Below are 12,639 nucleotides of genomic sequence, written 5' to 3'. Positions count from 1 at the left end.
GCACAGATCAACATCCAGATATGACCATGACTCACAGCTCGGTTCGGCGGCGAGCCGCGAGTCCGGCGCGCGCACGTCAGGTGACGGATGCGCTGCCGCTTGCCGCGCCGGCACCTGGCCCGCGGCCGCCGCTCGCCAGCCTGGAGACCGTGTGTACGGTTGCGCGTCAGGGTTCGTTCCTGGCGGCCGCAGACGTCTCCGGCGTGACGCACGGCGCGATCAGCCGGCGGGTGGCCGCCGTGGAAAACTGGCTGGGCATGGCACTGTTCGAACGTCATGCACGCGGCGTGCGCCTGACGCCGGACGGGCAGCGCTTCGTCGGGCGGATCGAACAGGCGTTTGCGATCATCGACAGCGCGGCCGATCAGTGGCGCTCGCCGCGTACACCGCGACTGGTCAGGATGAGTGTGGTGCCGGCATTCGCGCAGCTCTGGCTGCTCGAGCGGCAGCAGGCGCTCGAGAGCGAGGCACCCGCGTTGCGCATCGAACTCGGCATCGAGCTTCGCAACGTCGATATCGCAGGCGGCGAAGCGGATCTGTCGATCCGGTATGGGCGCGGCAACTGGCGTCAGCTTGAGACGCGCGCATTCATGCCGGAACGGCTTTATCCGGTCGCGCATCCGCGGCTCGCCGCGCAACTGGCAAAGATGCGCCGCCGGCGCGGCGATGCCGCGCTGCTCGAGATGCCGCTGCTGCACGATTCCGACGTGACCGGATGGCGCACCTGGTTCGAGTCGCTGGGCATTCCGTTCAAGCCGCGGGCGCAGGATCGCCGTTTCGAGGATTACAACCTGGTGCTGGCGGCAGCCGAAGCCGGGCTCGGCGTGGCGCTGGCGCGAACGCCGCTCGCGGACGCATATCTGAAGCGCAGCGAGCTCGTTCGGGTGAGCCGTCGTGAGGTCGATTCGCCGCTCCGTTATCACTTCGTGCATGCGAAGGGGGAGAATCGGCCGGAGGTGCTCGCGTTGATGGAGCGGATGCGGGCGGCGCTGGGGGAACAGAGTTAGGTTGTGTGGGCGTGGGGGCCTGCTTCGGCGGCGCGCCCGAGGCCTGTGCGTGGATACATACAGATGGGCCGCGGGATCGTCGACAATGCGACCGCGGAAAATGATGAGGTTGGAGAGATGAACGTAAATCGAGTAATTTTGCAGTCGTTCGGATGCACCGGAGGTACACGATGAACAGACCAGACAAGTCGTCGAAAGCGCGTGCTGCGCTCGATCAGTTGTTCTCGGGCATTGCGCCGGCGGATGCGAAGAGCGCGTCACGCCCGGGCAATCCGTTCGATGCGGCGGGGGACGATGTGTCTACCGACGCCGACGGCCGGGTGGAAGTGACGCTATCGACCAGAATCCAGTTGCGCGGCTATCCGGGTGCGGACGCGTTCATGAAGCGCATGGCCGAAGCGTGGGGCCTCGAGTGGGGGACGTACGATAGCGTTCAGGCCATCGCGAAGCTGCCTGCCGGATGGCGATCGCGCCGGCTTCCGGAAGTCACGCAGATCGTCGACGGACACGACGTGCTGCGCGCAGAGAGCAGCCTGCAGGGCGGCGAGATGTCGTATCTGAAAGTGAACCCGCGGTACTACATCGACGCCCGCAAGGGGTTCGGCTGGGGCAAGTCATCGAAGGCGTCCGACGATCCGGATCTCGATGGCCCCGACTGGAACTGCTTCGTGATCGATCGGGAAAAGTCAATCGAAGTGCACGAATTGACGACCTCGTCGCTGAAGGCCGATATGGACAATGCCCGTGCGACGTTGCTGAAATGGCTTGACGAGAACTATCCCAAGCATCGCGATCCGTTTGCGTACTGGACGGACTGCGAAGGGGCGTCGTAACGTTGCGTGGCGGGCCGGGTCGGTATCGCACGCACGCGTTGCCCGATCGTAGTCGCAGCGGATGGGCCGCACGCCGCGTCGATGCAACCGCCGGTCGCCATGGGGGCGCCAATTGAAACAAGCCAGTCCGGTCCCGATTCTCTGGGCGGCGTTTGGCGCGGCGGTCGCGTCGACCGTCATCGAGCTGCTGCTCTGGTCGATCGCCGGCGATGATGCCATCCGGAACCTGTTTCGCGACGCGCGCCTGACTGCAGCCATCGTGATGGGGCGCAGCGTGCTCGGAACGTCCACCGGCTTCGATCCGATCGTCATGGGTGTCGCGACACTCGTGCATGCCGCGCTCTCGCTTGCCTATGCGGCCGTGCTGGCGATGGTGGTGCGGAACATGTCGCTCGGGGCCGCGCTTTTCGCAGGCGGCGTGTTTGGACTCATCCTGTACGGCGTCAACCTTCACGCCTTCACGGCGATCTTTCCGTGGTTCATCGCGGTTCGCGGCGCGATCACGCTGGTTGCCCATCTGGTATTCGGGGTCACGGCAGCGGCTGTCTACCACGTCGTCAAACGCCCGGGTTGACGCTCACCGCGGCAACGATTGCCGACGGTTCCCGCTTCCTTCATTCGCATCCCGACCCCTGGAATAACCGGGCGTGCTGCTTCGTTCTGCTGTCAGGAGACCCGATACGAAGCGGCGGCCCGTTACCGCCGCGCGATGAATCTTGCGCAAGCAAACCGGCGTGCCGGGCGCCGCCAGTGACACCGGTGGTGGAGTGGTCGGGGGCAACAATGCGGGAGCCGATCATGTGCACCGTGTTTCGATTCGGAATAGGCATCGTCTGTCTTTGTCTTTCCGCGCCTGTCCTTGCGCAAATGGACGACGAATTGCCGGACTACGGCACAAACTGCCGCGCGGTCGTCGCGCACGCGAACATCGACGGCACGGAACAGCAAATCGTAGGGCGGGCGTGCCTGCAACGCGATGGCACATGGCAGATCGTGCAAAGCGACGACGGCAGCGTGCTGTGGTACCCGGCGGCGGCCTATCCGTATCCCGACCCGTGGTACTGGGGGCCGCCGCTTTTCATCGGCGCGGGCGTGAGCTTCATCTTCGTCGATCGGTTCCGTCATTTCCACCACTTCGATCACTTCAACCGGATGGATCATCGCCACTTCGGCATGCCGATGGGGTCGGGCTTTCACCGCGGCCCGTTCATCGGCGGCGGGGGCCACGGGTTCGGCGGCATGCATTCATTCGGTGGCATGAGCGGGGGTGGCGGATTGCGGCGGCATTAGGCCGGCGTTTCGACGTGCGGCAACCGCGTCGCCCGGTTCGAACGCCAGGTCGATCTGAACGTCTCGAGTGGGAACGCGACAGCGTAAACGGCGCAGGCGCGCACCATGGTGCGCGCCTGCGTGGTTCGCGCGATGCGATGTCGCGATCAGAACTTGTGGCGAATCCCGACGACCGCGAGTTCCTGCGTATCGGTGCCGGAGTTCACGCCGTACGAGCCGACCGACGCGGCGGCCTTCACGGTCGCACCGCTCGCGTTGAGCGTATTGCCGCTCGCCTTCTGATAGCCGAACAGCGCATACAGGTCGGTGCGCTTCGACAGCGCGTAGTCCGCGCCGAGGTTCACCTGGTTGTAGTGCGCGGAAGCCGGGCCCGTCAGCGACGTGTAGTTGTAGCCGACGCCCGCGCGCAGCGCCGGCGAGAACTGCCAGTTGAAGAACGCTGAGCCGTTGTTGAACTTCGCGTTCTGCGTGAAGGCCGACAGCGTGTCCGCGCCGTACTGCGTGTTCGAATACGCGAGGCCGAAGGTCGCCGGCCCGGCCACGTACTGACCGGCCACGCGCACGATCTGGATCGACTTCGCGCTCGAGAAGCCCTGGTTGATCACGGTGTTGAACAGCGTGTCCGAGCTGCTCGACCACGTGCGCACGCCATTCGCGACCGTCGAGCCTCCGTTCGCGTAGAAGAAGCCGGCGCCGAGCGACAGCGGGCCGTTCGCGTAGCTCGCGCCGAAGCTGTACGTGCGGCCGTTGCCGGTGGCGCCCGCGACGCCGCCGAAGCCGTACAGCGCCTCAAACTGGAAGCCCGAGATCAGCGGGCTCGTGTACTTCACCGAGTTGCTGACGCGCAGGCTGTTGTCGTAGTTGTCGAGGTCGCCCGGCGTCGAGAATACGCCGCCGAAGTAGTTGTCCTGCGTGAGGCCCTGCACGAGATCGACGACCGGATCGTACTGGCGGCCGAGCGTCACGGTGCCGTACGTGCTGCTCGCGAGGCCGACGACGGCCTTGCGGCCGAATTCGCGCTGGCCCTGGCCGAGCGCGCCGGTGCCGATGTTGAAGCCGTTCTCGAGCTGGAACAGCGCGGACAGGCCGCTGCCGAGATCCTCGATGCCGCGCAGCCCCCAGCGGCTGCCCGACAGGTTGCCGCTGCTGAACTTGACGAGAGTCGACGCGTTGCCGCCGCTCGCGTTCTGCGCGTTGTGCACGTATGCGATGCCCGCGTCGGCGATGCCGTAAAGCGTGACGCTGCTTTGCGCGTGCGCGCCTGCGGCGCAGAGCGCGGCCGGTAGCGCGAGCAGTGCGAATGAGCGGATTCGTTTCATGGTCGGATTCCCCCGTTGGTCGATTTGTCTGACGAGTCGGTGAACGATACGGACAGCGCACCGTCAAGGGAACCAACAAATTTTCGAATCGTTATGAGGCGCGGTGGTGTATCGCCGTATCGTTGCGTGTGCAACCTGTTAAACGAGGCGCGGCATCGGGCATCCGCGCGCGCGTGGCGAATGCCCGATGCGTTGGCGTGCGTTACTGCTCCGCGCCTTCCGCCTCCGCCGTTTCGCCGAGAAACCCGCCGCTCTGGTGCGCCCACAGCGCCGCATAGATGCCGCCAGCCTGAAGCAGTTGCTGGTGCGTGCCTTCCTCGACGATACGCCCTTCGTCGAGCACGATCAGCCGGTCCATCGCCGCGATCGTCGACAGCCGGTGTGCAATCGCGATCACCGTCTTGCCGCTCATCAGGCCGTCGAGGCTGCGCTGGATCGCGATCTCGACTTCGGAGTCGAGCGCGCTGGTCGCTTCGTCGAGCACGAGGATCGGCGCGTCCTTGAGCATCACGCGCGCGATCGCGACGCGCTGCCGCTGGCCGCCCGACAGCTTCACGCCGCGCTCGCCGACCTCGACGTCATAGCCGCTGCGCCCGTGCCGGTCGCGCAGCCGTTCGATGAAGTCGGACGCTTCCGCGCGCACGGCCGCGTCGTGCATCTCGCGCTCGGTCGCGTCGGGGCGACCATACAGGATGTTTTCGCGCATCGTCCGGTGCAGCAGCGACGTATCCTGCGTGACCATCCCGATCGCCGCGCGCAGGCTGTCCTGCGTCACGTGCGCGATGTCCTGCCCGTCGATCCGGATCGCGCCACCGTCCACGTCGTAGAAGCGCAGCAGCAGGTTCACGAGCGTCGACTTGCCGGCGCCCGAGCGGCCGATCAGGCCGATCCGCTCGCCCGGCCGGATCGTCAGGTTCAGCCCGTCGAATACCGCGCGCTCGTTGTCCTCGTGCGCGAAGCGCACGTTGTCGAACACGATACCGCCGCGTTGCACGACGAGCGCCTTCGCGTCGGGTGCGTCGACCACGCTGCGCACCTTCGTCAGCGTGTTGATGCCGTCCTGGATCGTGCCGACGTTCTCGAACAGCTCGGTCATCTCCCACATGATCCAGTGCGAATAGCTCGACAGGCGCAGCGCCATCGCGATCACGGCCGCGACGACGCCCGCGCTTGCTTCGCCATGCATCCACAGATACAACGCGAGGCCGGTCGAGCCGACCAGCAGCAGCGTCGACAGCAGGTGATTGACGATCTCGAACGCGCTGACGAGCCGCATCTGCGCGTCGCCGGTCGCCTTGAACGCCTCCATCGCGCGGCGTGCGTGGTCGGCCTCCCGCCGCGTGTGCGAGAACAGCTTCACGGTCGTGATATTCGAATACGCATCGGTGATGCGGCCCGTCATCAGCGCGCGTGCGTCGGCCTGCCGGCTGCCGACGGCACCCAGGCGCGGCACGAAATACGCGCAGGCCGCGCCGTAGCCGAGCGCCCACAGCGCGAGCGGAATCATCAGCCGCCAGTCGAAGCTCGCCGCGAGCGCGAGGATGCCGATCAGGTACGCTGCGACGCCGATCACGACGTCGACCGACATGAACAGCGCATCGCGCACGGCAAGCGCTGTCTGCATGATCTTGGTCGTCACGCGGCCGGCGAACTCGTTCGCATAGAACGACAGGCTCTGGTCGAGCATCAGCCGGTGAAACAGCCAGCGCAGCCGCATCGGGAAGTTGATCGCGAGCACCTGGTGCTTGACCATCGTGTGCAGCGCGATCAGCAATGCGCTGCTGGCAAGGATCGCCGCGAAGCCAGCGAGCGTGCCGAAATGCCGGCCACCGAATTTGGCCGGTGTAGCGGACGACAGCCAGTCGACCACGCGCCCCATCATCGCGAACAGCGCGGCTTCGTACGCGGCCAGCGCGGCCGAGGTCAGCGCGATCAGCAGGATCCAGCCGCGCACGCCTTTCGTGCATGCCCACACAAACGAGAAGAACCCCTTCGGCGGCGTGACGGGATCCTCGAGCGGGAATGTCGGCAGGCGCCGTTCAAACCACGAAAACATTGAAGCTTCTCCTTGATGCGGCGCGGGCAGGTGGCCCGGCCGGTCATGCGTGTTTCATGTGCGCCGTGCGGCGCGCATTCGTTCCGCGAACGAATCCATCACCCGATCGCGCCGAGCGTATGCGACGCATCCGCGTGCGCGAGCATTGCATTGTTGGGGCATCGTCCGGCAGCAAGTGTCGCATTGATTCGATTGGGCCGCAGGCCGGTTGTAAGCAGCCGCGGCTGAGCGGGGCGGGTGTGACCGCGCCCGGGGTCTCGAGGCTTTACGATTCCACCCCATAAAAAGTCCTTGACTATCTATCTATGAGTAGATAAAGTTCGATCCATGGAAACGAAACCGACCGTCCGCGAACAGATTCTCGACCACGCGATCACGCTGATGATGCTGCGCGGTTACAACGGCTTCAGCTATCGAGACCTGTCCGACCTGGTGGGCGTGAAGACGTCGAGCATCCACTACTACTTCCCGTCGAAGGACGACCTCGTGCTGGAAGCGGTGGTGGCCTACAGCGACGAAGTCCTCGCGGACATGCGGGCGATCGATCCGGCGCTGCCGGCCGACGTGAAGCTGAGCCTGTACACGAAACTGTTCGGCCGGACGCTCGGCGACGGCAACCAGATTTGCCTGTGCGGGATGCTCGCGGCCGACATCGAATCGTTGCCGGAGAACGTGCGGCAGGCCGTGCAGGCGTTTTTCAAGGCCAACGAGAACTGGCTTGCGGAATTGCTGGCGCAGGGCGCGAAGGAACGCACGCTGCAGTTCAGCGGCAAGCCCGAAACGGCGGCGCGCACGTTGTACGCGGCGTTCCAGGGCAGCGTGCTGGCCAGTCGGCTGTTTCACACCAGGGCGCGTCTCGAGGATGTCGAGGCCGTCTGGAAAGTCCGGTCCTGACGGGCGGGGCGAGCAGTCAGGCGGTTCGCCGCCTTTTGTCGGGCTTTGCCGTCTATCTTTTGGTAGATAGATTATCGGAGCAGGTGGATCGACCGCCTGCATTTTTTGGGGATGTTTATCTATCTATGAGTAGATAAACAAGCGTGATGCCGGCGGCAAGGCTTTCGGTACGCGGTCCCCGGGTTGGAAGGCTGCTTCACTCACTGGTTGAAAAGGAGTCTGTCATGTCGATCGAAAAAGTGCTGTACCGCGCCCATGCAAAAGCCACCGGCGGCCGCGACGGCCGTGCCACGGTGCCCGAAAGCGGCCTGGACCTGAAGCTGACGACGCCGCGCGAACTCGGCGGCGCGGGCGGCGCAGGCGCGAATCCCGAGCAACTGTTCGCGGCCGGCTATAGCGCGTGCTTCATCGGCGCGATGAAGTTCGTCGCGGCCCGCGACAAGATCGCGATCCCCGCGGACGCCGCCATCGAAGGCAGCGTTGGTATCGGCGCGATCCCGAACGGCTTCGGCATCGAAGTCGAACTGAAGATTTCGTTGCCGGGCCTCGATCGGGAGACCGCGCAAACGCTGATCGACCGCGCGCACATCGTCTGCCCGTACTCGAACGCGACGCGCGGCAACATCGATGTCACGCTCACGCTCGCCTGATCAATCGCACTGCGAACCATTAATCGTCATTCATCGGGTTGAACCCAGGAGTTTCATCATGAAGATCGTCAAGCCGCTGCTGGTCGCCGCCGCTGTTGCAGCCACGTTGTCCATCGCGTCCACCGCATTTGCCGCCGGCGCCGAAGCCGCTCGGCCCGATGTGGCGACGAGCGGGTTCCTCGCCGCGCTGAACGGCCAGAAGGGCCCCGGACTCGAAACGTTGAGCCCCGCGAAGGCACGCCAGGTGCTCGTCGACGCGCAGAACGGCGCGAAGGTCGACCTGTCAGGCGTCGACGTGTCGAACCGCACGATCGAGCAGGACGGCTTGTCGGTGCCGATCACGATCGTTCGCCCGCAGGGCGCACCGGGCACGCTGCCGGTGTTCATGTTTTTCCACGGCGGCGGCTGGATTCTCGGCGACTTCCCGACGCATGAACGCCTCGTGCGCGATCTCGTCGTGCAATCGGGCGCCGTCGCGGTGTTCGTGAACTACACGCCGTCGCCCGAAGCGCATTACCCGGTCGCGATCAACCAGGCGTATGCGGCGACGAAGTGGGTGGCCGCGCACGGCGCGGAGATCGGTGTCGACGGTAGCCGCCTCGCGGTGGTCGGCAACAGCGTCGGCGGGAACATGGCGGCCGTGGTGTCGCTGATGGCGAAGGACAAGGGCGGCCCCGCGATCCGCTTCCAGGGCCTGATGTGGCCCGTCACGGACCACAACTTCAATACGGGCTCGTACAACGCGTATCAGCAGGGTCACTTCCTGACGCGGCCGATGATGAAGTGGTTCTGGGACGCCTACACGAAGAACGAAGCGCAACGCAACGACATCTACGCGTCGCCGCTGCGCGCGAGCACCGCGCAGTTGAAGGGCCTGCCGCCCGCGCTGATCCAGGTCGCGCAGTTCGACGTGCTGCGCGACGAAGGCGAAGCGTACGGTCGCAAGCTCGATGCGGCCGGTGTCGATGCGACGACCACGCGTTACGACGGCACGATCCATGATTTCGGTCTGTTGAACGCGCTGGCCGCGGATGCACCGACGAATGCCGCGACGAAGGCGCTGGCGAATGAAATCGCGACGCGGCTGAAGTAACGCGGCGGGTGGCATTCGAATGCGTTCGAATGCGAACGACGAAACGGCGGGCTCATGCCCGCCGTTTCTGCATGCGGCCGACGGGCGCGGTGAAAGGCGGCACCACGGGCGTCCGGACCGGCGCTATCGCTCCTTCGTCTTGCCCGGTTCCTCCCGATCTCTTGCCTGATCCAACCAGATTGAAACGGTGGAAGCGGGATCGTGCGATCGCACCGTCGCGGCTGGTTGCGAGCATTGTTGATACGATCGCGCGTATCGTCCACGTCGGCGCGGCACGCCGCCGGCAAATCGGTCGCGCGGCCGCCCGGTATCGCGACCACCTTCGGGAGAGCGGTTCATGCTGCAGGCGTTCGCGGTCTTGCTGACCTTCCAGTGTCTCGGGGAAGGGGTGTCCTATCTGTTCGGCCTGCCGGTGCCGGGCCCGGTGATCGGCATGTTGCTGCTGTTCGGCTTCGTGATGCTGCGCCCGCAGGTCGCCGACGCGATCGAGCCGACCGCGCTCGAGCTGCTGCGCCATCTGTCGCTGCTGTTCGTGCCGGCCGGCGTCGGCATCATGGTGTCGGCCGATCGCGTGCGCGGCGACGCGGTTGCGGTCGTCGTCGCGCTGGCGGTGAGCACGACGCTCGCGATCGCGGTGACGGCGCTCGTCACGCGTGCGCTGCTGCGGCGCCAGCGCCGCACGGGCGGTACCGCGGAGGGCACGCAATGACGGCCTTCCCGAAACTCGGCGCGATCTGGGTGTATCTCGCCGCGAGCCCGCTGCTGGGCCTGACCATCACGCTGGTCGCGTATCTGTTCGCACAGGCCGTCTATGCACGCGCGCGCTTCAACCCGCTCGCGAACCCGGTGCTGATCGCGGTCGCGCTGATCGTCGTGCTGCTGACGATCACGCACACGCCGTATCCGACGTACTTCGAGGGCGCGCAGTTCGTCCACTTCCTGCTCGGCCCGGCGACCGTTGCGCTGGCCCTGCCGCTGTATCGCCAGTGGGCGAAGTTGCGGCGCAGCGCGGTGCCGCTGCTCGTCGGGCTGCTGGCGGGCTCGCTGACCGCGATCGTGTCGGCGGTCGGCATCGCCGCGCTGTTTGGCGCGTCGCACCAGACGATCGCGTCGCTTGCGCCGAAATCCGCGACCACGCCGATCGCGATGGCCGTCGCGCAGGAAATCGGCGGGATTCCGTCGTTGACCGCCGTGCTGGTGATCTCGACCGGAATTTTCGGCGCCGTGTGCGCCCGTGCGATCCTGAACGCGCTGCGCATCGAGGAGCCGGCGGTGCGCGGTTTCGCGCTCGGCGTCGCGTCGCACGGGATCGGCACCGCGCGTGCGTTTCAGGTCAGCGAGGAGGCCGGCGCGTTCGCGGGCCTGGGGATGGGGCTGAACGGCGTGCTGACCGCATTCGTCGTGCCGATCCTGCTGCCGGTGCTGTCGCGCTGGATCTGAGCGGCGCCGGGTGCTGGCCGCGCGCGATGCTATCGGTTTCCCTGATGGCACGTGCGCCGCGCTGTCTGGCCGGGCGCCTGCCGCGCATGTATCGTTGCCGTTATCAGGAGAATTCAGGAACCGGCACGGACATTTGCGCAGCGATCGGCTAACGTTGCATCGGCGCCGTGGTCGCACGCCGACGTCCGTCGTGTGCGTGCCGGCGTTCGACCCACAACCAACAATCGACAAGGAGATCCGGCCATGACGAAGTCTCGCGTGGTTTCGGTTGCAGTGGCAGTAACGGCGTCGTTCGGTCTGCTGTTGACCGCCGCGCCGGCGGCATACGCGCAGGATCCGGCGTCCGCACCGACGCAGAAGCAGCTCGACAAGGCGCAGAAGAAGGCAGCCCGCAAGGCGGCCCGCGCGCGCCACGCGAAGGACCTGAAGGCGATCGGCACGGGCACCGGCTACCGGCTGACCAACGATCAGAGCAACTATCCGCAGAACGCGGTCGAGAAGGCGCCCGCGACGAAGGCGGCGCCCGCTGCTCCCGCCGCGCCGGCATCGGGCCAGTAACGGCCGGCGTTCGCGCGACGGAAAACGGCGCCGGGTCGACCGGCGCCGTTCGTGCTCGTGCGCGCCGTGGTCCCGGGGCTTTCCGGGACGGACGGCACCCGCGTTACGACGCGAGTTTCGCGGCGAGTTCCGCGACGTGCTTGCCCTGGTAGCGCGCGATGTCGAGTTCGTTCGCGCTCGGCTGACGGCTGCCGTCCGCGCCCGCGAGCGTGGTCGCGCCGTACGGCGTGCCGCCCGTGATTTCGTTCATGTTGACGAGCCCGCTGCACGCATAGGGCACGCCCACGATCACCATCCCGTGGTGCAGGAGTGTCGTGTGGAACGACGTGATGGTCGTTTCCTGGCCGCCGTGCTGCGTGCCGGTCGATGCGAACACGCTGCCGATCTTGCCGACGAGCGCACCCTTCATCCACAGGCCGCCGGTCTGGTCGAGGAACGTGCGCATCTGGCCGGCCATGTTCCCGAAGCGGGTCGGCGTGCCGAAGATGATCGCGTCGTAGCCCGCGAGTTCGTCCACGGTGGCGACGGGTGCGGCCTGGTCGACCTTGACGCCGATCGCCTTCGCCTGGTCGACGGGAATGGTTTCAGGCACGCGCTTGAGCGTGACCTCGACGCCGGGCACCGATTTCGCGCCTTCCGCGACGTGCTGCGCCATCGTTTCGATGTGCCCGTAGGACGAGTAGTAGAGAACGAGTACCTTGGCCATGTTGCGAATCTCCGATTAAGAAGGCCCCGCGATCAGCGGGGCCCGATGTTCCGAACGGGCGTCATGCCCACTCGGCCGTCACTTCGACCGGACGCAGGTCGAATACCAGCACTTCGGCATCCTTGCCGTCCGCGAACGTCAGCACCTGCTCGTCGCGGATACGTGCGCCGTCGCCTTCGCCGAGCGTCACGCCGTTGACCGTCACGCTGCCGCGTGCGACATGCACGTAGGCGAAGCGGTCCGGTGCGAGTTCGAGCGTTGCGCGTTCATCGCCGTCGAACAGGCCCGCGTAGATCCGCGTGTCCTGGCGGATCTTCAGCGAACCGCCGTTTCCGTCGGGCGACACGATCGGCGTGAGCTTGCCGCGCTTGTCCTCTGCCGCGACGTTCGTCTGCTGATAGCGCGGCTCGGCACCTTTCTCGGCCGGCCCGACCCAGATCTGCAGGAAGTGGACGGGCGTCTCGTGCGAGTGGTTGAACTCGCTGTGACGCACGCCGGTACCCGCGCTCATCAGCTGGACGTCGCCCGGCACGATCACCGACCCGGTGCCCATCGAATCCTTGTGCTCCAGCGCGCCTTCGAGCACGTACGACAGGATTTCCATGTCGCGGTGCGGGTGCGTGCCGAAGCCGCGGCCCGGCGCGACGCGGTCGTCGTTGATCACCAGCAGGTCGGAGAAGCCGACTTGCTTCGGATCGTAGTAATTCGCGAAAGAAAACGTGTGACGGGAGCTGAGCCAGCCATGCTCGGCACGGCCACGTTGGTTTGCTGAACGAGTCTCGATCATGATTTT

At 66.0% G+C, this 12,639-nt stretch carries 14 protein-coding genes; 10 read left to right on the top strand and 4 right to left on the bottom strand.

From position 1 onward, the window contains the following. Positions 1–20 precede the first annotated feature (20 nt). The 4 genes from BTE28158_RS25035 to BTE28158_RS25020 all read left to right on the top strand — a co-directional run bounded on the left by BTE28158_RS25035 (position 21) and on the right by BTE28158_RS25020 (position 3,130). Positions 21–1,007: a LysR substrate-binding domain-containing protein gene (locus BTE28158_RS25035; protein WP_151048027.1), complete on the top strand. Its 987-nt coding sequence runs from the start codon at positions 21–23 to the stop codon at positions 1,005–1,007. Positions 1,008–1,177: 170 nt separating this feature from the next. After that, positions 1,178–1,840, top strand: coding sequence for a hypothetical protein (locus tag BTE28158_RS25030; protein WP_059600726.1), 663 nt, complete (start codon positions 1,178–1,180; stop codon positions 1,838–1,840). Positions 1,841–1,952: 112 nt separating this feature from the next. Further along, positions 1,953–2,414, top strand: a complete 462-nt coding sequence (locus BTE28158_RS25025) for a sodium:proline symporter (protein WP_151048028.1) — start codon at positions 1,953–1,955, stop codon at positions 2,412–2,414. A 224-nt stretch (positions 2,415–2,638) separates the two neighbouring features. Further along, complete coding sequence (locus tag BTE28158_RS25020) at positions 2,639–3,130, top strand: hypothetical protein (protein WP_124629330.1); 492 nt, start codon at positions 2,639–2,641, stop codon at positions 3,128–3,130. Positions 3,131–3,276: 146 nt separating this feature from the next. On the opposite strand, the gene BTE28158_RS25015 is transcribed toward BTE28158_RS25020, so the two are convergent. Next, positions 3,277–4,449: a porin gene (locus BTE28158_RS25015; protein WP_151048029.1), complete on the bottom strand. Its 1,173-nt coding sequence runs from the start codon at positions 4,447–4,449 to the stop codon at positions 3,277–3,279. Positions 4,450–4,651: 202 nt separating this feature from the next. Further along, positions 4,652–6,505: an ABC transporter ATP-binding protein gene (locus BTE28158_RS25010; protein ID WP_151048030.1), complete on the bottom strand. Its 1,854-nt coding sequence runs from the start codon at positions 6,503–6,505 to the stop codon at positions 4,652–4,654. Between the two features lie 327 nt (positions 6,506–6,832). Between BTE28158_RS25010 and BTE28158_RS25005 the strand changes: the two genes are divergently transcribed. From BTE28158_RS25005 to BTE28158_RS24980, 6 genes are all read left to right on the top strand, one after another. Next, positions 6,833–7,399, top strand: a complete 567-nt coding sequence (locus BTE28158_RS25005) for a TetR/AcrR family transcriptional regulator (RefSeq protein ID WP_151048031.1) — start codon at positions 6,833–6,835, stop codon at positions 7,397–7,399. 224 nt (positions 7,400–7,623) lie between these two features. Continuing rightward, on the top strand, positions 7,624–8,049 hold the full coding sequence (locus tag BTE28158_RS25000; RefSeq protein ID WP_059449252.1) for an organic hydroperoxide resistance protein: 426 nt from the start codon (positions 7,624–7,626) through the stop codon (positions 8,047–8,049). Between the two features lie 58 nt (positions 8,050–8,107). Then, complete coding sequence (locus tag BTE28158_RS24995; protein WP_151048032.1) at positions 8,108–9,142, top strand: alpha/beta hydrolase; 1,035 nt, start codon at positions 8,108–8,110, stop codon at positions 9,140–9,142. 337 nt (positions 9,143–9,479) lie between these two features. Beyond that, positions 9,480–9,851, top strand: a complete 372-nt coding sequence (locus tag BTE28158_RS24990) for a CidA/LrgA family protein (protein WP_059600713.1) — start codon at positions 9,480–9,482, stop codon at positions 9,849–9,851. Next, entirely contained in the window at positions 9,848–10,582 is a 735-nt protein-coding gene (locus tag BTE28158_RS24985; RefSeq protein ID WP_124629464.1) for an LrgB family protein, read from the top strand. The genes BTE28158_RS24990 and BTE28158_RS24985 overlap by 4 nt, the downstream gene beginning before the upstream one ends. A gap of 243 nt (positions 10,583–10,825) precedes the next feature. After that, on the top strand, positions 10,826–11,140 hold the full coding sequence (locus BTE28158_RS24980; protein WP_124904239.1) for a hypothetical protein: 315 nt from the start codon (positions 10,826–10,828) through the stop codon (positions 11,138–11,140). 103 nt (positions 11,141–11,243) lie between these two features. On the opposite strand, the gene wrbA is transcribed toward BTE28158_RS24980, so the two are convergent. Both wrbA and BTE28158_RS24970 read right to left on the bottom strand, forming a co-directional pair. Further along, entirely contained in the window at positions 11,244–11,846 is a 603-nt protein-coding gene (gene wrbA / locus BTE28158_RS24975) for an NAD(P)H:quinone oxidoreductase (RefSeq protein ID WP_059600705.1), read from the bottom strand. Positions 11,847–11,907: 61 nt separating this feature from the next. Continuing rightward, a complete protein-coding gene (locus BTE28158_RS24970; protein WP_151048033.1) occupies positions 11,908–12,633 on the bottom strand; it encodes a pirin family protein in 726 nt (241 codons plus the stop codon). Between the last annotated feature and the right edge of the window lie 6 nt (positions 12,634–12,639).

The sequence above is a fragment of the Burkholderia diffusa genome, assembly GCF_902499115.1.
Classification (GTDB): domain Bacteria; phylum Pseudomonadota; class Gammaproteobacteria; order Burkholderiales; family Burkholderiaceae; genus Burkholderia; species Burkholderia diffusa.
This window is presented reverse-complemented; position numbering and strand designations above follow the sequence as displayed.